Raw genomic sequence first — 22,357 nt, 5'->3', positions numbered from 1 at the left:
CTGGTCACGACTCAGTACCCGAATTTCTTGACGACCATAGAGCATTGGAACCACCTGATCCCATCCCGAACTCAGCAGTGAAACGATGCATCGCCGATGGTAGTGTGGGGTTTCCCCATGTGAGAGTAGGTCATCGTCAAGATTGAATTCCGAAACCCCTGTCTACTAACGCAGACAGGGGTTTTGTCGTTTAGGGGCCACGTAAACTACAAACCATACCTGCTCACCCCTTACGTGCCTTACCGCTTCGTCTGGCCAATAGCTTACGCCACCAGATGTAGATCCCGGTAGCAGACAACATCGCGATCACAACCCCCAGTAGCGCAATCAACACCTGCCCCGTCAGCCCGATGATCCTGCCCCCATGGATCGGTAGTTGCAGCCTATAAAAGCGCTCTCCCAACGTGCCTTGCCCTGCTATTTCCTTTCCTAATAAATGCCCATCCGTCCCATGGAAAAACAGCCAGGATTTCCCATGGGCCTCCGTATCATGTCGCCCAAAACCAGCCCCATAAAAGTTGTACTCAAAGCTGTAATACAGCTCTCCAATCGTCGCCGTCAGCCCCAGCCGCTTGCCTTCCTCCAGCGCCCGCTCATAGGCCTGTTGATAACTCAGTTGGGTCACGCCCAATTGTTCGGCCGGTAACCTGCCACGGGCCTCATAGACGCTGGCCTCGACCGGTGAGAACAGCGACACCGCAGGCTTGAACACCTGACTCGGCAAATTCATCGCCACGCTGCTGACTGCAATCGGCAACAACAACAGCCAAAGCCACAACCCACCTGCCCGATGCAGATCGAAGTTCAACCGGTAAGCATGACCGCCCTTGATCTTCCAAGCCGTGGACCACTTCTTCCAGAAAGGTTTGCCTCTCGGCAGGGTCAGCCACAGCGCGATAAAACAATCGAACACCCACGCAATCGCCACCAACCCCATCAGCCACAAACCCCAATTACCCGGCAGTGTCAGGTTGTAGTGAAACTCCAGAATGAACGGGATGAGATTTTCACGCTGAAAGCAGCACGCGCCCCAAAAGCGCCGCCCCATTTCTTCCCCACTGACCGGATCGAGATAGAAAACCTGGTTAGGTTCATCAAAGGGTTTGCCCGTCGCCGGATCGTTTCTGGCAACTGCCGCCAACATAGCCGTATCGCCGCTCTCTTGTGGATACTCCATGTACCAGACTTGCAGCTTGGGATGCTGCCCCTGCAACGTATCCACCAGTTCACCTGGCGGCAATGCACGGCCCTTGGCCGTTGCTGCATAGAACCCTGGATTGAGCCATTCATCCAGCTCGTGGTTGAACGCCAGCAGGCTTCCCGTAATCCCCGCCATCATCAGAAACAACGCCGTCGCCAACCCGATGTAGCGATGAAATAAAACCAGCAATGCACGCATAAAGTTTTCCTGCAAAGACGACAAAGCCAGCGCCTGGAATCAGGAACTGGCTTTGGATGAATCGAGAGAAATTAGAACTGGTAGCTCACCGTCGCACTGACGTTGCGCTCTTCACCCAAGTAGCAGAAGTTCAGGCTGGCACACGACGCTACGTAAGACTCGTTCGTCAGGTTGTTGGCATTCAGGCGCACATCCACACCCTTCAAGCCCACCTTGCCAAGGTCATAACCCATCGAGGCATCAAACAGCGTGTAGGCGGGCACCTTCATGGTGTTCTCCGCATCCGCCCAGCTGTAGCCGACATACCGAACGCCACCGCCGAGTCGCAGGCCATCCAGCGCGCCGCTGTCGAATTTGTAGTCGGCCCACACCGAGGCCATATGACGCGGCGCCTGGGTCGGCGAATTTCCCTTGTTCTCGATCACGTTGTCCGCCGTACTCAACGTGCTGACCATGGACTTTGAATATTCGATGTCAGTGAAGGTATAGCTGCCCAGCAACTTAAGATTGTCAGTCAGCTGCATATGCGCCTCCAACTCCAAGCCCTGGGAGCGCACAGCTCCTACCGCGCGATAGAAGTTTTCCTGTGGCAGTTTGGTCGCCAGGTTTTCCTGATCGATACGGAACAGCGAAGCGGTGAACAGGTTGTCGGTACCCGGCGGCTGATATTTCAAGCCGACTTCCCATTGAGTACCGTCGGTTGGCGCCAGGGGATTGCCGGCACTGTCCGAATAGGAATTCGGATTGAAGGACTCGGAATAGCTGACGTAGGGCGCGAGACCGTTATCAAACAGGTAAAGCGCTCCTGCACGCCCAGTCAGCTTGGTACGTTTATCACTGATCTCCGTGCCCAGCGGCCGTCCCGCTTCAGCAATGCGGTTTTCATCGGAGGTCTCAACCCAGTCCTGACGCAGCCCAAGGGAGAACCGCCACTTGTCCATCTCAATCAGGTCCTGCAGGTAAACACCAGTCTGCTCAAGCCGACGCAGATAACTGGTTGGACTGTAATAGCTGATCTCGGAGTTGCCATACACTGGATTAAACGCGTTGATCGGCGCAAGAGAGCCGCTGCTCCAGTCCACAACGGTTTTGCGCCGTTGATAGTCTGCTCCCATCAACACCGTGTGCTTCGTCGCACCGGTAAAAAATTCAGCCTGCAGCATGTTGTCGATGATGAACGCATGCAGCTTTTCGTCACCGCCTGAATAGTAGCGATTCAGCTCATTACTGGTGGGCGTGGTCCAGCCATAGGCATACACCTGGTCCAGCCGGACCTTGGAATCCAGATACCGAAAGTTCTGCCGCGCGGTGAAAACATCATTGAAGCGATGCTCAAATTGGTAGCCGAACGACTGTTGATCCCGCTTGTACCCATCAATGTCCGGCTCACCCTCGAAGAAGTGATTGGAGATCCGCTGGCCATTGCGCTGATGCAACGCGCCATCTGCCGGCATACCGCCGTGGTAGCCACCGTCGGGATCATGCTGCAGATAAGCCTGAAGTGTGAGGGACGTGTCATCGGTAAAGTCGATGCTCAAGGTGGGTGCCAGTGCGTAGCGTTTTTCCTTGGCATGATCGAATTGTGTGTCGGACTTGTCCGCAAGCCCGGTCAGTCGATAGGCAATACGCTTGTCGTCATCCACCGGGCCGCTGAAGTCGAACCCCATGCCTCGCTGGCCTTGGGAACCCACCGTGGCCTGTACCTGATGGTAGGGCTCAAACAACGGCTTCTTGCTGGTCAACGCCACCAGCCCACCCGGCGAGCTGCGTCCGTAGAGTACCGATGACGGGCCTTTGAGAATGTCCACGCGCTCAAGGAAATACGGATCCACCTGCATGGTGCTGTAGGTGCCGCTGTCACCCATGGATTTCAAACCGTCGAGGTAGATGTTATCCACCGAACCGTCGTTGAAGCCACGCATCGCCACATAGTCATAGCGGTGAGTCGCGCCATATGGGTTGGTCAGCACGCCAGGGGTGTAACGCATGGCCTGGGCAACAGTTTGCGAGCCTTGGTCGTCCATCTGCTCGCGGGTCACTACTGAGACCGTCTGGGACGTTTCCAGCAACGCGGTACTGGTCTTGGTGGCGATCTGGCTGTGAGTTGCGTTGTAGCCCTCCATGCTGCCCAAGGCATTACCCAGAGCGAAGCCTTTGACGTCAGTGGTCGGCAAAGTCAGCGCCTCGCTCTCGGGCCGGGCCTGCAACACGAAGCTCACGTCGTCCTGGGCCTGCGCCTGTAATCCTGACCCGTTGAGCAACTGGTTCAAACCCTGTTCGGCAGAGTACTCCCCGTGCAGTCCGGGAGACTGGCGGCCCTGAGTCTGCACAGGCGTGCTGGAAAGGGTGATGCCTGCCTGACGGGCAAACTGATTGAGGACATCGCTCAGCGCGCCTGCAGGGATGTCATAGCGCTGGCTGATACGCTCGACTCCGCTATTAGCCGCGACACCGGCAACCGGCAGCAAGCCGATGCCTATCGTGGTCGACAGCAACGCTGCACGTACGGCTTTACCGAGCAAAGGGTAGGAAGAGGGTGAGTTACTGAAAAAACGCACAGTCATTATCGAGATCCGTAGAGGTCGCTGAAGGCAGATTGAATTGCTTACTGTCTAAGCCGGACTCACGGAAAAAAGCCGCCAAAAATAAATCAGGCGCGACAAAAATAATCAGGCCTGACGTTCCAGGCTCACCCACCAGCGTGTGCGATAGCGCAGACGCACGGGCAGCGTCTGCGGAAGGATTGCCAACAGCTTCTTAGTGTCTTCCAGGCGAAAAACACCCGACAAGCGCAAGTCTGCGATATCACTTGAACAGCCCAGATAACCTTGGCGATAGCGCGCCACCTCCGCCAGAAAATCGGCAAGACGCATGTTGCGGGTGACGATCAAACCATCCGCCCAGGCCCCGGTATCCATATCCGAAGGCGGCGCGAAAACGGCCTCGTTCTGACGCACCAGGTAGCTTTCTCCTGCATGCACTTGAGTGAATAGGCCGTCGGCGGTATGCGGTGAATGAATCGCCACGTTGCCTGACGCGACGCTCAAGCGTGTGCAATTGCTGTCCTGGCGCACCACAAACCGCCCGTCTATGCCTTCGAACAAGCCATGGCGGGTGCGAACCAGCAGCGGTGTGGTCGCCGCAGCGCCACAGGTCACCAGGATTTCCCCGCGTACCAACGTGATCAGGCGCTGCTGCGGGTTGAAGTCCAGGTCTACTGCGCTGTCGGTATTGAGCTGCAGACGTGTGCCATCCGGTAGTTGCACGCTACGACGCTCGCCGGTGGTGGTAGCCAGGTCCGAGGTCCAGCGCTGCCAGCCGGTGAGGTCTCGACTGAGCCAGGCCGCCGAACCCATCAACAGAACACCGGACAACACCTTCAACGCTTGCCGACGACCAAGGCGCTGGGCACTGTTCTCCAGCGCCACATGGGCTCCGGGGATCGCCGCCAATTGGCTGCTCAATTCATGCTGCAGCGCCTGCACGCGTTGCCAGGCCAGCTCGTGCTCATGATGAGCCTCACGCCAGTGCTCGCACTGCGCCTTCAGGCGGACATTCGCGCGATTGTTACGCAAGCGCAGCATCCAGCTGATGGCCTGCTTGACCACCTGCGGGTCGGGCCCGGAGCGCGCCGTGTTATCCATCGAGGTCATGCCTCATACCGCAGCACATAACAGTGATACAGGGCCTCGGCGACATACCGCTCCACCGAGCGCAACGACACGCCCATCTGCTGCGCAATCTGCTTGTATGTCAGCCCGTCGCACTGAGCCAGTAGAAACGCCTTGCGCACCTTGGGCTTGAGTCCGTCCAGAAGCCGGGCGACGGACTCCAGCAATTCCAGAATCAGCGCACGCTCTTCAGCACTCGGTGCCAAGGCGTCGGGCAAATGCGCGATGGACTCCAGATACGCACGCTCGATTTCTTCGCGGCGCCAATGATCGATCACCAGGCCCCGCGCGATGGTGCGCAGGAAGGCCCGAGGAGCTTTGAGCTCGAAGCGTTCGGTTTTTTGCAGCAGGCGCACAAAGGTGTCCTGGGCCAAGTCCGCCGCATCTGCTGCATTACCCAGGCGACTGCGCAGCCACGTGTTCAGCCAGCCATGATGGTTGCTGTAAAGCGTCTGTACTGCGTACTCGGAAGAGGGCATTCACGCGGCCTGGCAAAGCGTCACAAATGATAATTAGTCGCATTGTCGACAAGGCTGAAAAATTTTGCAACTCTCACGTCAGGGGCCTACCGCTGGTCGGCTTCTGACGCTAAAAGCAGATGCTTCTCACAAATTCCTAAGATTTATCCTGACTTGGCCGACAGCCTGACGAGCCATGCGTGCACCGAAATAGAGCAGTCGCAGAGTCTGCCTATCCCGTTACATGGAATGTTGCATCCGGCACGCTCACCCCCTTTTGGCAAAAAGAAGTCAATGAAATGAATCTCAAGTTCAGTCATAAAATTCTGTTGGCCGCGTCAGGCGTAGTGGTTCTGGCCTTCGCGTTATTCACGTTCTACAACGACTACCTGCAGCGCAACACCATCCGGCAAAACCTGGAATCGTCCATCCAGCAATCCGGTGAGCTGACCGCCAGCAGTGTGCAGAACTGGCTCAGCGGCCGGGTACTGGTGTTGGAAAGCCTGGCGCAAAACGTGGCCCACCAGGGCAGCGCTGCCGATCTTCCGGGGTTGGTCGACCAGTCGGCATTCACCTCCAACTTCCAGTTCACCTACGTCGGTTCAACCAACGGCGTGTTCACCCAACGGCCCGACGCCAAAATGCCGGATGACTACGACCCGCGTCAGCGTCCCTGGTACAAACAAGCGGTGGCCGCCGACAAGACGATGCTCACGCCGCCCTATATGGCAGCGGTAGGTGGGCTGATCGTGACCATCGCGATGCCGGTGAAAAAGAATGGTGAACTGCTAGGCGTGGTTGGCGGTGACCTGAGCCTGCAAACCCTGGTGAAGATCATCAATTCGGTGGATTTCGGCGGCATCGGCCATGCCTTCCTGGTCAGCGGTGACGGCCAGGTGATCGTCAGCCCGGACCAGGACCAGGTGATGAAAAACCTCAAGGACATCTACCCGGGCACCAACGTACGCATCGATAAGGTCAGCCAGGAAGTGGTCCTCAATGGCCAGGAACGGATCCTGTCCTTCACCCCCATCAGCGGGTTGCCGAATGCCGACTGGTACATCGGCCTGTCGATCGACAAAGACAAAGCCTACGCACCGCTGGGCAAGTTCCGCACCTCGGCATTGATCGCCATGTTCATTGCAGTGGCTGCTATCGCGGTGTTCCTGAGCCTGCTGATTCAGGTCTTGATGCGCCCGCTGACCACCATGGGTCGCGCCATGCAGGACATTGCCCAGGGCGAGGGTGACTTGACCCGTCGCCTGACCGTGGAAAGCAAGGACGAGTTCGGTGACTTGGGCAGTGCCTTCAACCAATTCGTCGAGCGTATTCACGCGTCAATCTCCGAAGTTTCCTCGGCCACCCGTCAGGTACACGACCTGTCCCAGCGCGTAATGGCCTCGTCCAACGCATCGATCGTCGGCTCCGACGAGCAAAGCGCCCGCACCAACAGCGTGGCCGCGGCAATCAACGAACTGGGGGCTGCCACTCAGGAAATCGCGCGCAACGCCGCTGATGCTTCGCAACATGCCAGCGGTGCCAGCGAGCAGGCTGATGACGGGCGCAAGGTCGTGGAGAAAACCATCCTGGCGATGTCGGAGCTTTCGCAAAAAATCAGTCTGTCCTGCACTCAGATTGAAACCCTGAACGCCAGCACCGACAACATCGGCCACATCCTGGATGTGATCAAAGGCATCTCCCAGCAAACCAACTTGCTGGCCCTCAACGCTGCGATTGAGGCTGCGCGCGCCGGTGAAGCTGGGCGTGGGTTTGCCGTGGTGGCAGATGAAGTCCGCAACCTGGCGCACCGCACCCAGGAGTCGGCGGAGGAGATCCACAAAATGATCACCTCGCTGCAGATTGGCTCGCGTGAGGCCGTGACCACGATGAACGCCAGCCAGACCTCCAGCGAAGAAAGCGTCGAGGTCGCCAACCAGGCCGGTGAGCGCCTGGTCAGCGTGACTCAGCGGATCGTCGAGATCGACGGAATGAACCAGTCGGTAGCAGCCGCCACCGAGGAGCAGACCGCCGTGGTGGAAACTCTCAATGTCGATATCAACCAGATCAACCTGCTGAATCAGCAAGGCGTGGCCAACCTCAACGAAACCTTGAAGGATTGCGACGCGTTGTCTCAACAGGCCAACCGGCTGAAGCAGTTGGTCGACAGTTTCAAAATCTGATGATTAACCTGTAGGAGCGAGCTTGCTCGCGAAGAACGTCAACGCTAACGCAGCGCTACCAGATAGCCCGTTTCGCCTATTCGTTTTTCGCGAGCAAGCTCGCTTCTACAGGTTTAGCCAAACATCGCTCGCACATTCTCCAGCGCGCTGTCGGCGAATGCCTGTACAAACGGCGCAAACCCTTCCACACCCGGTTCAACCGGCTCGGCGATGATCGTCCAGGTCACCCGTGAACAGCCCGCTTCCAGTGGTTCGACGTCCATGGCTGCCCACAGCCGTGCCACGCCCAAAGTGTTGTAAATCGTTGTCCAGGTCATCTGCATGGCCTGCTCATCACGGCTGATGAGTTGTTCCACCACCAGATTTCCATCGTGGAAGCATTTCTTGCGCAGCGATCCCGTGCCTGCACCGGTCATTTCGATGTGGGACAAGGCCGGGATAAATCTATCAAAGCCAGCAAAGTCACCGACTACCGCCCACGCACGGGCGGCATCACAGGCAACCGTCACTGAAGACACCACAGGCTTGCCGCAAGGGTTGCGAATCAACGTATCGGGTTTCATAGGGTTTCCTCCAGTTGAGAGCTTGATGGCAGGAAGCCGATGCGCTTGAGGTACTCGCAGCCCATGCGTAACAGCGCCGGATTTTTTTCGGGGTAGTGCGTGCCCATCTGCTCGACGCCACGTCGTGCGTTGTCATGCCGGATCATTGATGTATCGCCGATATCCTCGCCCATACCATTGAGGTAGAAACCCAGTACGCCGAACAGCGCATTGCGACTGTCCACCGTGTGCAGGTGACGTTGCCAGTGGGCGACGCTCACCAGTTCGAATGCATGGCCTGCCTGGCGAAAGGCGTCGACGTAGGATTCCCAGCTCAAGGGCTGCGGGTTGTGCAGGTTGAACACGGTCCCTCCATCACCACAGCGGCCACTGTGGAACGCAACAAACCGGGCAAGAAAATCTACGGGCATCAGGTCAAAATTCAGCTTGAGGCGAGGCATCAGGCCCAGTTGGAGTGAGCCTTTGAGCATCAACATCAGGCGATTTTTCTGTGGCTCGCAGACACCGCTGCGGCTGTTGAAACTGATGTTCCCGGGGCGATGGATATTGACCCAGGCACCTTGCTCGGCAGCGCGCCCCAGCAAGCGTTCCGCGACCCATTTGGACAGGTTGTAGCCATTCTGTATGTAGAGCGGCGGGGTGCTGGCGGCGAGCGTCTCGAGCACCTGGCCTTGGGCGTCGATGCTACTGGCCGCCGACAACGTCGAGATAAAATTGAAGACCTTCTTGCACCGGGTTTCACACAGGCGCAGGCATTCCAGCACCGGTTCGACGTTGTCCTTGGCCAGCGTGGCGTAGTCCATCACGTGATTGACGTGGGCGGCGTTGTGCACCAACACGCCGAACGCCCCGGCGAGGTACTCATACGCCTCGCTGGCCAAGCCAAGGCGCGGCTGACTGATGTCGGCGGCATACACCCGCACCCGGCTCAGGTCCAGGTGTTCCAGGCGGTACTCGCGCAGCGCCTCGGCAAACCTCTCGGTCGCTGAATGTCCGGGGTGCTCGCGCACCAGGCACGCCACTTCAAGTGCGCCCTCGGCCAGTAACGCCTCGACGATATGCACCCCGAGAAAACTGTTGGCCCCGGTCACGATCACTTTACGACGTTCGCCCGCCCGGTCCGCTGGCAGTGTCTGCCAATGCAGCTCACGCAGCGCATCCCGGGTTGCCTGGCCGGTCGGTGCTTCGGGTGGTGCATCGTCACCCATCAGCGTGGCGAGGGTGCGGACGGTGGGAGTCTCAAAAAAACGGCTAAGGGAGAGGCTGCGCCCGAATTGCTCGCGGATACGCAGCAGCATCGTCGACAGGAGGATGGAATGGCCGCCAAGATTGAAGAAGCTGTCGTCCGTCGACAGCTGCGTGACTGGCACGCCGAGCAACTCGCTCCACAGGTTGAGCAACTGCACTTGCATCGGAGTGTACGATTCGCTGTGATTGATGGCCGGCAGCGGTTGCGTCGTTAGCGCAAGCAATGCCTGGCGGTCGACCTTTCCATTGTGGGTGCATGGCATGCGCGCAAGCTCCGTGCACAGGGTCGGCCGCAGATAGTCCGGCAGTGTTTGTCGGGCATGCTGCTTCAGTGCATCCAGGGCGTCTGGTGTTTCGGGCTGAGCGACAAAGGCCAGGATTCGCCGGTCACGATCAATCACCACCGCCACTTGGCGAAACAGCTGACTGCTGCGCAGGCAATGTTCGATCTCTTGCGGTTCGACCCGGAAGCCTCGGATCTTCACTTGCTGATCTCGGCGCCCGCCCAGTTCGATGCCGCTTTCCGTCCATTTCGCCAGATCGCCGCTGCGGTAGGCCCTTAAGGTCTGGCCGTCGGGCAATTCCAGCTCTACGAAATGTTCCGCGGTCTGCGCCGGCTGGTTGAGGTAACCCAAGCTGACGCCAGGGCCGACGATGTACAGCTCGCCCATCACCTGTTCATCCACCGGTTGCAGTTGCCCATCGAGGATCAGTACCTGGCTGTTGGCGATGGGGGTGCCGAGGTTGCGGTTACTGTCGCCTGGCAGCAACGTGCGGTGGGTCGCCAGCACGGTGGCTTCGGTGGGCCCGTAGAAGTTGTGCAGGCGACACTGCCCGGACAACTGCTCGATGACATAGGGTTCGCATACGTCCCCGCCGGTGATCACATGGGCCAGACCCAAGGGTTGATCCAGCGGCAGGATGCTCAGCAGCGCCGGCGGCAGGAAGGCGTGGGTGATGCGCTCTTGGCGGAGCAACTCCACCAGTTGCAGCGGGTCGCGTCGCTGGTCCTCACTGGGCACGATCAACTCGGCGCCCGCGATCAGGCTCGGGAAAATATCAATCAGCGAAGAGTCAAAACTCAAGGGCGAGAACTGCAAAACCCGGCTGTGTTCGCTCAGTTGTACATGGCCACCGAACCACGCGGTGAAATGCGCCAGATTGTGCTGGCTGAGCAGCACGCCCTTGGGCTGGCCGGTGGTGCCCGAGGTGTAGAGCACCATGCAGGGGGCGTCCATGGATGGGCGCTGGCGCATTAGCGGCGGGTTGTCGGGGGTGTCGAGATTACTCACATCCAATGCAGAAAAAACGTCCCGCAGTGGAGACTTGCCGTCATCCAGCAGCATCGCGACGCCGGCGGCTTCCAGCAGGACTTGCTGGCGTTGCAGCGGGTGGCCTGGCTCCAGGGGCAAGTACACCGCGCCACAGGCCAGCACCGCGAGGATGCTGGCATACAGCTCTGGAGACTTGCCCAGGCAGACACCGATCACCGGAGGTGTGTCGTGGCGTCCAAGCAGAGGCCAAAGACGTTGCTGGATAGCCAGGCTCTTGCGATGCAACTGTCGATAACTCAGCACGTTGCCTGCAATATTCAGCGCCGGCCGCTCGGAGAAGGTTTGAAGACTGTTTTCCAGTCGCTCGATCATTGGCACCTGGGCGTGTTGCCGCAGCGCCAAATCAGCTGTCAGATTAAAGCGATGCAGGTACGCCAGCGATGCGAGCGCTTGCAGGCCGTGTTCCGGATCATCGGAGGCGACGGCCGTCTGCGAGAAATGGTCCGGGTCCCGGGAGAACCCACTCACTTGCTGGGCCACCCATTCCACCAGGTCGCTGACCGCCTGTTGACGCAATCGTTGACCATTCCCATAGGCTTCGCCGGCAACGTCCAGGGTTGCCACAAGTCGCCGTGAGCGGCCGTAACACCTGAACTGCAGGATCGGCAGCCCGTAGTCGGTCAACGCTCCCATACCCAGGCGCAGGCTCATCAAGGCTGTGCAAGTCAGGTCTGGCGGAACCTCCTCGCTACCGTCATCAATCAACAGGTCGACGTGGGTTACATCCTGTGGTCGCACCCACCCATGACCGTATTGCTCCAGAGTCTTGCTGATTTCATTCAACGCCGCACTGGAGCCCGTCAGCCCAATCTTCAGGTGCCTCATGGGTGCCCTCCTGATACCGGAAGAAAGGCATCCAACGCCTGAACCACGCTCGGCGTTTGCAGCAGGCCGCTGTGATTCAGGAACCCCATGATATTGCCCATCAGTGGGTGCTGGCGGGTAATGGGAAAGCCCATCGCCTGCACTTCAGCGCGTAGCGCGGAGCGCGTGCCGTCGCTGACATCCAGGTGCTCGATCAATTGCAGGTCGAAGATTTTCTGCAGGTCGTGGGTCAAGTAATGCTGGAGAAACACGGGCAGGATCTGGGCGATGCAGTCGCGATCCAAAGCGTTTGCAGATTGCCAATAAATACGCACCAGACGCGTCCAGAAAACCGCATGACGGCCCTCGTCACACAAGTGGTCGGCCATCAATCCACGGATGGATTGCTTGACACTGTCGTCCTTGGAAAACGCCGCCACTTCATGAGTCACCGTGTTCTCGGCGATGGCCACCGCGATCAGTTCCACGGCATCCCGCAGGTGCTCGGGAGCCAGCGCCAGCGCGGCAGGCAAGGCGCGGCTCAGCTCGATTTGCCCAGGCAGATCCAGGGCCGGGATGCCGGTCATCTCGACGGTCTGTTGCATGAAATCGAGGGCGACGAGGGCGTGGTAATCCTCATCCACCACTACGGTCATGGCGTCGTAGCGACAGGCGAGCGGGAAGGGCACTGAAAAGCGATTCTTGGCAATGCTGCGTGCGGTCTTGTCGACGATCTCGGTTTCAAAGATCACCACGTCGTTGATGAATTTGTAGAACGTTTGCAACAAGACAAAATCCCGGTGCTGTGGGCAGTGATCGACAAAGGTCGCGCTCAGCACCAAGGGTTGCCGGCTCAAGGGATAGATCAGCTTGTGGTCATTTTCCAGCAAGCGGCGCGGGCGCGTGCGGATAGTCGCGCGACGCTCCCAGTCGTCGGCAAATGAGCGGTAGTCGGCAGGGTTCATGCGCTCACCTCCAACAGAAGCAGGTACAACCCGTCCCAAAAGGCCAGGCGGCTTTCCACAGCGCCGAGGGCGCTACTGTTGGCTTGCTGCTCGCGACTCGGGTCGGCGAGGATAAGGCGTTGCAGTAATTGCGCCGCCGCCGGGCCGTGCTCTTCGGCGTCGATTTCCATGTGGCGCTTGAGGTAGTAGCAGAAGGTCGGTGCCTGGCGGTGAGCTATCTCGCAGCTCTCCAGGATGCGTTTGAACATGGTCGGGATGACGCTCTCGCGGCCGTGCAGAAAGGCTGCCGCTACGCAGTGAGTCGGCGCGTTCAGGGCAACCTGCAGCGTGCTTCTGACGAACCGGGTCACGACAGGATGAATATCGATTTTTTGCAGGGCCGTTTCTGCGTCGTTGCCGTCACGTTGCAGGCTGACGAACCGCTCTATGGTCGCCGTATTCGCGCCGACTTCACGCATGGCCTCCAGGTATAGCTCGAAGTGGCTGCCATGTCCGTGGCCGGGGTACGCGTCCGACTCTTCGCCCAGTACGATTTCATTGATCAGGCGAGCCGCTTGTGGGTCCGTTGGCGGTAACCAGGGCAGGCGCATACCCGTGAGGTCATGTTGCAGGCGCTTGGTCAGTGTCATGAAGTCCCAAACGGCGAACACGTGGTTTTCCATAAAGAACTGCAGCTTTTGCAGCGTATTTATTTGTACGAATAATGGATGGCTGTGCAACTGCTGCTGCTTTCGTTTAAGCAGCTGTGAGTGTTGGAACATGGTCGATGCCTATAAGTCGTTATCTTTTCCCTGATAAAAGCGTTTTGCTTCAGCGACAAATAAACATTGGTTTTCACGCGCGCGGATGCCTTGATAGCGGACTAACCATGCTTGAGGCTGGCGCCGTTATTCAAAAAGTCGCACGCGGTGACAAAACACAAGGCTTTATTTAAAGGAACGCCACTCACAGTGACGCCCGAGCACGAGTTCACGCTATTGGTTTGGGAGATTTGGAGTTTGGGTAATAAAAAACAATAGTCTGATTGAGTGTTCAGCGATTTTTAGTTTTATAAGAGTTTGCAAATAAATGTGTTGCTGTAGTTAGTATGTTCTATGGGGTGTGGGAAGTTTCCTTGGGTATTAAATATTAAGCTGGAGTAGTTATGTTTAACTGATGTTTCGCCGGGCAAGAACTTCTCCGCCGTGATGCACTGAGCTCCCCCGACCCAAGTGACTTCGCAGCGCTATGTGGTCGAAGGGGGAGGTTCAGTTCCCTGAGGTATTCACAGCGAGGTTTTATCGTCGCTCTGCTCAAGACTCCTGAGGTAACCCGTAATCACCTCCATGCCGCGGGTGAGGTGGTTACGCAACGTCAGGATGCTTTCCTCGATCTTCTTTTTCGCCACCAAATCCAGCAGTTCCCGGTGGTCTTCCTGGGATGTCTTGCCCAGGCCCATGGCTTCGAGGTTGAAGCGCAGGAAACGCTCCTCTTCATTCAAGCCGTGCTCAACCAGCTTGAGCAGCCGCTGATTGCCTGCCTTGCCATATAGCGCCATGTGAAACAGGCGATTGAGGCGGCCGATTTCGGTGTAGTCACTTTCTCGTTCCAGCGCATCAATGAAGGCGCCAGCCTGAGCAATGTCATCGGGCGTGAGCAGGGGAATCGACAAGCGCAGCGCTTCGGACTCCAGGAGGATGCGCAGCGCATAGGTTTCTGCCGAATGGTCTTCAATCAGCGGCGCCACCACCGCGCCTTTGTGGGTGACCACATGCAGCAGTGACTGGGCTTCCAGTTGACGCAGTGCCTCGCGCACCGGCATCCGGCTAACGCCGAACAAACTGGCCAGTTCCTGTTGGCGCATGGCGGTGCCGCAGGGCAAGCGGCCATCCAGGATGGCGTTGCGCAATGTTTCTTCAATCACGGAGCGAGCGAGATGGGCGGGGATGGGCCCGCTGATCTGGATGCTGCTCAAAGGGTTCGGCTTCTGCGTCACGACTACGCTATCCTCCTTTTCAGGGTAAGGTGGCTAATTGGATCCAATGCACACTAGAGTTTGTCCACAAGCTTGTCAAACAGGCAAGGTTTCGGCTTGTAAGCGACTCAACAATGCTGCTTTTTGACCCACATTTCTTGCTTGCTGCGTCTTACGGTCGCGATGGAAAAGTGGGCGCTGTTGCGGTGATTGCACCGTGCCATTGTTTTTTACCATTCGAACCTTCACCATCCAACGCTACTCCGTCTTCTTCTACGGATTGAACGCTTTGGCGGTACGTTTTATTCCCCCTTGGGTCCTGCGCTGGCTTTTTTCGGTGCTGCTGCTGGCTGGCTTATTGCCTGGCGGGTTGCATGCCGATTGGGATTTCTCCCAGATCAGCCGCAAAGCGACGGCACTGTACGGCCCGTTGGGAGAAGGGCAACAGCGCATTGACGCCTGGCAACGGTTGTTGGCGACGCAGAAGCAAGTCAGCGAGCAGGAGCAGCTTAAGGTAGTCAACCTGTTCTTCAACAAGCAAATGCATTATGTGGAAGACATCGACCTGTGGCATCAGGTGGACTATTGGGAAACCCCTATCGAAGCCCTGTGGAAGGGCGCCGGGGATTGCGAAGACTATGCAATCGCCAAGTATTTCAGCTTGCGTCATCTGGGCGTCGCCAGCGACAAATTGCGCATTACCTACGTCAAGGCGTTGCGTCAGAATCGCGCCCACATGGTCTTGACCTATTACTCGACGCCGGACGCGATGCCGCTGGTGCTCGACAGCCTGACCGATGAAATCCAGCCCGCAAGCCAGCGTACCGACTTGCTGCCTGTCTATTCCTTCAATGCTGAAGGCTTATGGTTGCCGGGCGCCAAGGGCGACAAAAAAGTCGGTGACACTAAACGCTTGTCACGCTGGCAGGATGTGTTGAAAAAAATGCGTGCGGAAGGCTTTCCAGCCGAGCCTGCCAACTAGGAGTACCTGTACAGATGTCTCTGTTCAAACAGCTTTTGATCGCTATCTGTCTGTTTTTGGTGGTCGCCTTCAGCGGCAGCTTCATGGTGAGCCTGGAAAGCTCGCGCACCCAATATGTCAACCAGTTGCGCTCCCATGCGCAGGACGCCGCGACCGCATTGGCGCTGTCGCTGACCCCCAACATTGATGACCCGGCGATGGTGGAGTTGCTGGTCAGCTCGATCTTCGACAGCGGCTACTACGCCAGCATCCGCGTGGTGGACCTGAAGAATGACCAGGTCATTGTCGAACGCAACGGTACCCCCGACAGCGATGGCGTGCCCAAATGGTTCGTCAACCTGATCGGCCTGGAGCCGGCGGGTGGCGACGCCCTGGTCAACCGTGGCTGGGAGCAGGCGGCACGGGTCGAGGTGGTCAGCCATCCGATGTTCGCCCTGGCCAAGCTCTGGCGAAGCGCGCTTGGCAGCCTTGGCTGGCTGTTGCTGTGTGGCGCTGTCAGCGCTGTGCTGGGAGCCCTGTTACTGCGCCGACAATTGAAGCCCTTGGACTACATGGTCAAACAGTCCCATGCGATTGCCCGCCGGGAATTCTTGAGCTTGCCCGAACTGCCGCGCACCCCGGAGTTACGTCGTGTGGTGCAGGCGATGAACCAGATGGTGGAGAAGCTCAAGGCGCTGTTTCAGGAGCAGGCCGAGCGCAGTGAAAGGCTGCGGGTCGAGTCATACCAGGACAACCTCACCGGCTTGGCTAACCGGCGCTATTTCGAGATGCAGCTCAACGCCCGGGTGAGTAATCCGGAGGAGACCAACTCCGGTTATTTGCTGCTTCTGCGGGTCAAGGACCTGGCCGGGCTCAACCAGCGCCTGGGCGGCCAGCGCACCGACCAATTGCTGCAGGCGGTGGGCGAGCAATTGTTGCGTCAGTGCGAGCCGTACCCGGAAACCCACAACCTGGTCACCCGGATCCGCGGCGGCGAGTTTGCCGTGCTGGCGCCGGGGCTGGTTCGCGAAGAGGCGTTGCAGCTGGCGCAAAACCTGGAAAACGTCCTGCTTAGCCTGCAAGCCACGGGTGCCAGCGATGTCACGCCGGTCGCTTACATCGGCCTGGCACCGTTCAACCATGGCGACGCACCGCAAGCTGTGCTGACACTGGCCGACCAGGCCCTGGCCCAGGCGGAGACCCAGGGGGACACCGGTTGGGTGTGCCTGGACCATAGCGCGACGGTCAGTGTTGGCGATGACCATCATGCCTGGCATACCTTGCTCGACCGTGCGTTGACCGAGCAACGTTTTCAGCTGTATTTCCAGCCGGTGGTTGCCAGCCACGACCCGCAGATGGTGCTGCACTACAAAGTGCTGTCACGCCTGCAGGACGACCAAGGGCAGACGATTGCGGCGGGGCGCTTCCTGCCATGGCTTGAGCGCTTCGGCTGGTCGGCGCGCCTTGACCGCATGATGCTGGAGCTGGTGTTCAAGCAGATGGCCGGCCACACCGAATCCCTCGCGCTGAACCTGTCGGCCGCGACCTTTGCCGACCCTCAAGCCCTGAATCGAGTGTTCGAGTTATTGCGCCAACACTCCAATCTTGGCCCACGGCTGACCCTGGAAATCGGCGAAGAGCAACTGCCGGAACAAGCGGTGCTTGAGCAATTGACCCACCGCCTGCGCGAGCTCAATTTCTCCTTGAGCCTGCAGCGTTTCGGCGGGCGCTTCAGCATGATCGGCAACCTGGCGCGCCTGGGCCTGGCCTACCTGAAGATTGACGGCAGCTACATTCGCGACATAGACAAAGAGAGCGACAAACGCCTGTTTATCGAAGCCATCCAGCGTGCCGCACACAGCATTGACCTGCCACTGATCGCTGAGCGTGTGGAGACTGAGGGTGAGTTGGCGGTGATCAGCGCGATGGGTATTTTCGGCGTGCAGGGGCAGTTGTTTGGCGAGCCGGCGCCCTGGAAGTAATGCGAGTCGCCGCTGCTGAGGCAGCGGCTACTGTATGGGGCCTCAGATCAGCCCGGTTTCTTCATCGTTGATCAAGCTGTTCAGCCCGCCGAGTGCTTCCCGCGCCTGGTTGCGATCCAACAGTTTGGCCTGGGCCGCCGGCGGCAGGTCGGTGACGCGAATCACGCCCTTGCTGGTCAACACCTGGATCAAGTCATCCAGAACCCGAATCATCTCCAGGTCGCTTTGCTTGAGCTGATTCAGGCTGGTCTCTACGAGCGTGTTGGCATACCACGCCTGAATCTCATGGTGATCGGCCGGCAGCGTTTCCGTTGACTCGGCGAAGGCCGCGGCCTCTACGCGAATCAGCCCGCCGTGGGCATCACGTTGCACATAAAACATAACAATCCCTCAGCAATGAAGCCCGCAGCCATCAACGCAGGCTAACGGTGGGTAATGGGCGCGAGTATGCGGTGCAACCGTCCCACAGAGCCAGTGACGAGCCGTTAATGTACATCGGCCGCCGCTTGGGCGGCCGATGAACGCAGGCTTAGGCGGTGTGATCGATCTTGATGGTCGGGTCGGCACCGCTGATCAGCGAGTTGATGCTGGTGTGGGACCAGTCGTTGCCTTCCAGCTTGATGGTGACATCCGCGTTGGCCAGGCCGCCGGCCTTGTTCAGGTTACCTTCGGTACTGACTTGCAGCGTCGAGACGCCTTCCACTGTGGTGATCTTGAGGTAGTTGTCGATGGTGCTGTCGCTCTCACCTTTCAACAGATCCCGCAGGTCAATCCGGTCACCGTCCGCGGCCTTGAAGTCCTTGATCACGTCGTTGCCCAAGTCGCCAGCCTTCCACACGAACAAATCAGCACCGGCACCCCCCACCAGGATGTCGTTGCCCGGACCGCCGATCAACGTGTCATTGCCGGTGCCGCCCAGCAGGATGTCATTGCCCTTGCCACCATCGAGGTAGTCGTTGCCGCCCTGACCGAACAGGATGTCGTCGCCAGCGCCGCCCAGCAGCGTGTCGTTCCCGTCCTTGGCGCCGGACACATCAAAGTCGGCGTAGTGTTCGGTCACGTACTGATGCACGTTCGACGTGGTGACGGCCGTGACGGCCATCCCGGTTTTCTGTGCGACGAAGGCCTGCAGCGCGTTGTAGCCCTCGCCGGTGATCCCGCTGAAGCTCACCAGGTCACCGAAGATGATGTCATTGCCATCGCCCCCGTTGATGGTGTCAGAGCCCGGCAAGGTCGCCTCGGTGTGGCCCAGGATAGCGTTGGCCAAGTCCTTCGGATCGATATTGCTCTGTGGCTTGCCGTCCGAGTCGTACGGTTTGAGGTCGTTGAGGCTGACCCCACTGTTGATGCCAATCGCCTCCACACTGGACAGGCCGCTGAGCAGTGCAAAGCCGCTGCCGGCATTGCTGGTGGTCGCAGAGCTGGTGCTGCTACCGCTGCCGTCCAGGTACGAGACCTCATAGGTGCCGTCGCCTTGGGCATGCACGGTGCCGATGACGCCGCTGTCGTACCAGCTGCCGTTCCAGTTCTGCATCCACTTGTGAACCTGACCGGCGCTGTCGATCAGTTGCAGCTTGCTGCTGCCGACGGTGATCGAGAACGCGTTGCCCAACTGATAGTTGTTGGTGTTGATGTAGTCATCCAGCCGGCCATCGGTGGTGTTGTAGTTGTAGAAGTCGGTGACCACCGGATTGGTTTGTTCGCCGTTCTGGAAGTACGTCGGCTGGCCGTCAGTGATGAAGTAAGTCAGGTTGGTCGCGCCGGTATTACCGGTCGCCAGGCTGCTCTGGAAGAAGTTGGCGGTGGCCTTGAACACATCTTCATAGTTGGTGCCGCCACCGGAGACCATCGAATCCAGCACGCCCTTGAGTATCGCCAGCGCGTTTGGATCGTTCAGGTTAATCGCCACCGATTTATTGACCTGGGTATCGAAGTCCGCCACGAAGATATTCACGGTGCCCGATGTGTTGGCGCCGAGGCTGTTTTTCAGTGAGCTGAACACCGAGGTCAGCGACGCCTTGGCCGCGTTGACCGAATCGGTGCTCATGCTGCCGGAGCTGTCGACCATGAACGCGATGTTGTAGTTCTTGCCTTGCACCACGTTCAGGCCACCGATGTCCGCGACCACGATGTCATTGCCATCGGTGCCGGTGATGTTGTCGCTGCCCGACGTTGCGGTGATCGAGTTGTAGTTCGCCGGGTAAATCGTGACCGGCAACTGCGCGGTGGTAACGGCCGAGCCGCCCAGGCTTTCAGTCGAGGTCGAGGTCACCGTCAGGTTGAACTGGCCGCTGTAGTAGGTCGGTGGCTTGATGGTCAGGGTGCTCAAGTCCCAGCCCGTTACGTTCACTTCACCTGTGCTCGCGCCGGCGCTATAGGTATGCCCGGCACCATCGGTGAGTACCGAGCCCGCCGGAATCCCGCTGATCTTCACGCTCAGGCTTTCCGAACCGTCGGTATCGGTCAGGCTGGTAGTGACCTTGGACAGGTGCACCGAGCCGTTCTCCAGGCCTTCGTTGAGCTTGTAGCCGGTGTAGTAACCGTCGCCGTTGCTGCCGTGCAGGTCGGACAGCGTTACGCCGGCATTGATCAGGTCGCTGACGCCGGTGTAGAGCGGTATGCCGCTGGTGTTCAGGGGCTGGACCGCACCGTTGCCGATTTGCACGTTGACGTTATAGCTGCCAGGTCCGGACTGGTTGGCGTGGTAGATCTCGATGCTGTAGTAGCCGCTGACGGTCGGGGTGATCGAGCCGCTGAACTTGCCGCTGTTGGTGCCCCACAGCGCGCTCGCTACGTCTTTGCCGCCAACGTTGACCACCAGGCTGTCATCGCCGGTGCCGCTGAAGGTGTAGCTCTTCCCGGCTTCCATGTAGATCAGGCCGGAAGTCTTGGAGCCAGAGCCCCCCGCAACGTTCGCTTCAGACACGACAGTGGTCACGGTGGTGCTGGTGTTCGGCGTGCCGGCGTTATCAATCGCGTTTTTCAGGTCTGCCGGTGCAGCGCCGTTGCCGCTGGTGCCCAGGTTCGCAATGCTGTTCCAGCTTTGCTTGGTCAGGCCCACGGAGTTCACGGCGTTGTCTGCCACCGTCAGGTTCGGTGCATCGGCCACAGGGGTGATATCGACTTTCACTGTCGCGGCAGTGCCCAGATCCTTGCCATCGGTTGGCTGGAATTTGAACTGCGCATAGTCAGCCTGTTTATTGCCGATGCCAGTACCGCCGTAACCATCGGTTCCGGACTCGTTGGCATTGGGCGTAAAGCGCAATTGGCCGGCGTCGATCTGGGCCTTGGTAAAGGTCTGGCCGCTGGTGACGTTGGACCAGGTCACCCCGTCCGCTGCCAGGAACTGCAATTTGCCAGCGACCGGCAGCTCGGTGATTTTCACCCCGAGGCTCGCTTGTGGCGAGTCGACGTCAGTCACGCCGAAGTTCGACCAGGCCAGGGCCAGCGGCGTGTCTTCGGTACCCGTGACGGCGCTGCCGGTGGCGACCGGCGCATCGTTGACGGCCACCACGTTGACAGTGGCGGTGGCAACGTTGGAGTAGTTACCGCCATCGGTCACCGTCACGGTAATGATCCGCGGCGTGGTGCTCGGGTCATGGCTGTTGTTGGTGAACGTGATGTTCTGGATCCGCGTCATGTAATCGGCCAGCGTCGCGGTGCCCGACAGCGTCAGGGTGATGGTGCCCGTCTGGTTGTTGGAGTTGATCGTGATGCCGTTGACGCTATTGCCCAGGTTCAGCGCGTCGCCCACTTGCGCGTTGGTCAGGGTGACGGTGGCGCCGGTCAGCATCGTGCTGTCCGGGTCGGTAATCTTGATGTCGGTGTCAGCAATCGACACACCCGGCCCGGTGGTGCCCTCGGTGAACGTCACCTTGTAATCCGCACCGGTGGCGCCGCTGGAATTGTTGGCGTCCAGGTCGATGACCGGCGGGGCGTCGTTATCGATGATATTGGTGCTGATGCTGCCATTGGTGCCGCTGATCGCCAGCTTCTCGAAGTTGCCACCGGAAGTCTTGTCGATGGTGATCACCAGCGTTTCGGTAGGCTCGGTCAGCTTGTCGTCAAGGGTGTTCACGTTGAAGGTTGCACTGCTGGCGCCAGCTGGGATCTTCACGGTGTAGACGCCGTTGAAGTCCGAACCGTCGGTGGCCGTACCGCTGTATTTCAGCGTGACGGTCACGTCAGTGGCCGCCGGGTTGCTCAGCGTGAGGGTGTAGTGGGCTGTCTGGCCCTCGTTCACCGAAGCATCGCCAGTGATGCTGATCGTGGTGGTGTCGATCGAGTCAGTGATGGTGGTGACAGCGGGATGGCTGTTATCCGGAACCAGTTTCTCGAAGTTGCCGCCAGTGGCCGTTGTGATGGTCGTGCTAACGGTTGAGCCGTTGTTGTAGACGTCGTTGGGTGGGGTCTGGAAGACCACAGTGCCGGTGGTTTTGCCGGAATCAATGGTGATCACTTGGCCGTTGGACAGGGTCACGGTCACCGGGGCGTGAGCGACGTTGCTCAAGGTCGCGGTGTAGGTGATCTGGCCGCCTTCAGTGATCGCGGTGTTGGCCGTCGACAGGGTAACGGTGGTGGTGTCGATCGAATCCGAAATGACAGTGGTCGGCGGGTTGGTGTTATCCGGAACCAGTTTCTCGAAGTTGCCGCCAGTGGCTGTGGTGATAGTCGTGCTGACGGTGGAACCGTTGTTGTAGACGTCGTTAGCCGGAGTCTGGAAGACCACGGTGCCGGTGGTTTTACCGGAATCGATAGTGATCACCTGGCCGTTGGACAAGGCCACGGTCACCGGGGCGTGAGCGACGTTGCTCAAAGTCGCGGTGTAGGTGATCTGA

Annotated in this window: 13 protein-coding genes, 1 rRNA gene and 1 pseudogene; 4 read left to right on the top strand and 11 right to left on the bottom strand. The window is 58.9% G+C overall.

Features of this window, described 5'->3' with window-relative positions:
- The first annotated feature begins 26 nt into the window (after positions 1-26).
- Positions 27-142, top strand: a 5S ribosomal RNA gene (rrf, locus tag K0H47_RS14005).
- 81 nt (positions 143-223) lie between these two features.
- Here rrf and K0H47_RS14000 read toward each other — a convergent pair.
- The 4 genes from K0H47_RS14000 to K0H47_RS13985 all read right to left on the bottom strand — a co-directional run bounded on the left by K0H47_RS14000 (position 224) and on the right by K0H47_RS13985 (position 5,549).
- Positions 224-1,399 (bottom strand): PepSY domain-containing protein, encoded by a 1,176-nt coding sequence (locus tag K0H47_RS14000; protein WP_177027610.1) that lies wholly within the window; start codon positions 1,397-1,399, stop codon positions 224-226.
- A 71-nt stretch (positions 1,400-1,470) separates the two neighbouring features.
- The gene (locus tag K0H47_RS13995; protein ID WP_177027609.1) at positions 1,471-3,963 is read right to left on the bottom strand and encodes a TonB-dependent siderophore receptor; all 2,493 of its coding nucleotides are present in this window, start codon (positions 3,961-3,963) and stop codon (positions 1,471-1,473) included.
- A gap of 105 nt (positions 3,964-4,068) precedes the next feature.
- The gene (locus K0H47_RS13990) at positions 4,069-5,052 is read right to left on the bottom strand and encodes a FecR family protein (protein ID WP_307877327.1); all 984 of its coding nucleotides are present in this window, start codon (positions 5,050-5,052) and stop codon (positions 4,069-4,071) included.
- Complete coding sequence (locus K0H47_RS13985; protein ID WP_093203194.1) at positions 5,049-5,549, bottom strand: sigma-70 family RNA polymerase sigma factor; 501 nt, start codon at positions 5,547-5,549, stop codon at positions 5,049-5,051. The genes K0H47_RS13990 and K0H47_RS13985 overlap by 4 nt, the downstream gene beginning before the upstream one ends.
- Positions 5,550-5,827: 278 nt before the next feature.
- Here K0H47_RS13985 and K0H47_RS13980 point away from each other — a divergent pair, with 278 nt between their 5' ends.
- Positions 5,828-7,708 (top strand): methyl-accepting chemotaxis protein, encoded by a 1,881-nt coding sequence (locus K0H47_RS13980; RefSeq protein ID WP_219272952.1) that lies wholly within the window; start codon positions 5,828-5,830, stop codon positions 7,706-7,708.
- Between the two features lie 113 nt (positions 7,709-7,821).
- On the opposite strand, the gene K0H47_RS13975 is transcribed toward K0H47_RS13980, so the two are convergent.
- The 5 genes from K0H47_RS13975 to K0H47_RS13955 all read right to left on the bottom strand — a co-directional run bounded on the left by K0H47_RS13975 (position 7,822) and on the right by K0H47_RS13955 (position 14,597).
- A complete protein-coding gene (locus tag K0H47_RS13975; RefSeq protein WP_219272951.1) occupies positions 7,822-8,271 on the bottom strand; it encodes an SRPBCC family protein in 450 nt (149 codons plus the stop codon).
- Positions 8,268-11,678 carry an amino acid adenylation domain-containing protein gene (locus tag K0H47_RS13970; RefSeq protein ID WP_219272949.1) on the bottom strand — a complete coding sequence of 1,137 codons (3,411 nt, stop codon included), beginning with the start codon at positions 11,676-11,678 and terminating at the stop codon, positions 8,268-8,270. The genes K0H47_RS13975 and K0H47_RS13970 overlap by 4 nt, the downstream gene beginning before the upstream one ends.
- Positions 11,675-12,622, bottom strand: a complete 948-nt coding sequence (locus K0H47_RS13965; protein WP_093203180.1) for a diiron oxygenase — start codon at positions 12,620-12,622, stop codon at positions 11,675-11,677. The genes K0H47_RS13970 and K0H47_RS13965 overlap by 4 nt, the downstream gene beginning before the upstream one ends.
- A complete protein-coding gene (locus K0H47_RS13960) occupies positions 12,619-13,383 on the bottom strand; it encodes a DUF3050 domain-containing protein (protein WP_063033675.1) in 765 nt (254 codons plus the stop codon). Before K0H47_RS13960 ends, K0H47_RS13965 begins: the two co-directional genes overlap by 4 nt.
- A 503-nt stretch (positions 13,384-13,886) precedes the next feature.
- Positions 13,887-14,597 (bottom strand): GntR family transcriptional regulator, encoded by a 711-nt coding sequence (locus tag K0H47_RS13955; protein ID WP_017478015.1) that lies wholly within the window; start codon positions 14,595-14,597, stop codon positions 13,887-13,889.
- A 268-nt stretch (positions 14,598-14,865) separates the two neighbouring features.
- Between K0H47_RS13955 and lapG the strand changes: the two genes are divergently transcribed.
- Both lapG and lapD read left to right on the top strand, forming a co-directional pair.
- The gene (gene lapG / locus K0H47_RS13950) at positions 14,866-15,558 is read left to right on the top strand and encodes a cysteine protease LapG (protein ID WP_026078039.1); all 693 of its coding nucleotides are present in this window, start codon (positions 14,866-14,868) and stop codon (positions 15,556-15,558) included.
- Positions 15,559-15,572: 14 nt separating this feature from the next.
- A complete protein-coding gene (gene lapD, locus K0H47_RS13945; protein WP_063033674.1) occupies positions 15,573-17,519 on the top strand; it encodes a cyclic di-GMP receptor LapD in 1,947 nt (648 codons plus the stop codon).
- Between the two features lie 42 nt (positions 17,520-17,561).
- Here lapD and K0H47_RS13940 read toward each other — a convergent pair whose 3' ends face one another.
- Both K0H47_RS13940 and K0H47_RS31120 read right to left on the bottom strand, forming a co-directional pair.
- Positions 17,562-17,900: a hypothetical protein gene (locus K0H47_RS13940; protein ID WP_017478018.1), complete on the bottom strand. Its 339-nt coding sequence runs from the start codon at positions 17,898-17,900 to the stop codon at positions 17,562-17,564.
- Positions 17,901-18,048: 148 nt separating this feature from the next.
- Positions 18,049-22,357, bottom strand: a pseudogene (locus K0H47_RS31120) (LapA family giant adhesin); the annotation flags it as partial.

This window comes from Pseudomonas sp. Xaverov 83 (assembly GCF_019352905.1).
GTDB classification, from domain to species: Bacteria; Pseudomonadota; Gammaproteobacteria; order Pseudomonadales; family Pseudomonadaceae; genus Aquipseudomonas; species Aquipseudomonas yamanorum.
This window is presented reverse-complemented; position numbering and strand designations above follow the sequence as displayed.

What these genes read in the sequence shown, in the direction of transcription:
- K0H47_RS14000 (WP_177027610.1), bottom strand. Translation starts at nt 1,399, where the DNA reads ATGCGTGCATTGCTGGTTTTATTTCATCGCTACATCGGGTTGGCGACG.
- K0H47_RS13995 (WP_177027609.1), bottom strand. Translation starts at nt 3,963, where the DNA reads ATGACTGTGCGTTTTTTCAGTAACTCACCCTCTTCCTACCCTTTGCTC.
- K0H47_RS13990 (WP_307877327.1), bottom strand. Translation starts at nt 5,052, where the DNA reads ATGACCTCGATGGATAACACGGCGCGCTCCGGGCCCGACCCGCAGGTG.
- K0H47_RS13985 (WP_093203194.1), bottom strand. Translation starts at nt 5,549, where the DNA reads ATGCCCTCTTCCGAGTACGCAGTACAGACGCTTTACAGCAACCATCAT.
- K0H47_RS13980 (WP_219272952.1), top strand. Translation starts at nt 5,828, where the DNA reads ATGAATCTCAAGTTCAGTCATAAAATTCTGTTGGCCGCGTCAGGCGTA.
- K0H47_RS13975 (WP_219272951.1), bottom strand. Translation starts at nt 8,271, where the DNA reads ATGAAACCCGATACGTTGATTCGCAACCCTTGCGGCAAGCCTGTGGTG.
- K0H47_RS13970 (WP_219272949.1), bottom strand. Translation starts at nt 11,678, where the DNA reads ATGAGGCACCTGAAGATTGGGCTGACGGGCTCCAGTGCGGCGTTGAAT.
- K0H47_RS13965 (WP_093203180.1), bottom strand. Translation starts at nt 12,622, where the DNA reads ATGAACCCTGCCGACTACCGCTCATTTGCCGACGACTGGGAGCGTCGC.
- K0H47_RS13960 (WP_063033675.1), bottom strand. Translation starts at nt 13,383, where the DNA reads ATGTTCCAACACTCACAGCTGCTTAAACGAAAGCAGCAGCAGTTGCAC.
- lapD (WP_063033674.1), top strand. Translation starts at nt 15,573, where the DNA reads ATGTCTCTGTTCAAACAGCTTTTGATCGCTATCTGTCTGTTTTTGGTG.
- K0H47_RS13940 (WP_017478018.1), bottom strand. Translation starts at nt 17,900, where the DNA reads ATGTTTTATGTGCAACGTGATGCCCACGGCGGGCTGATTCGCGTAGAG.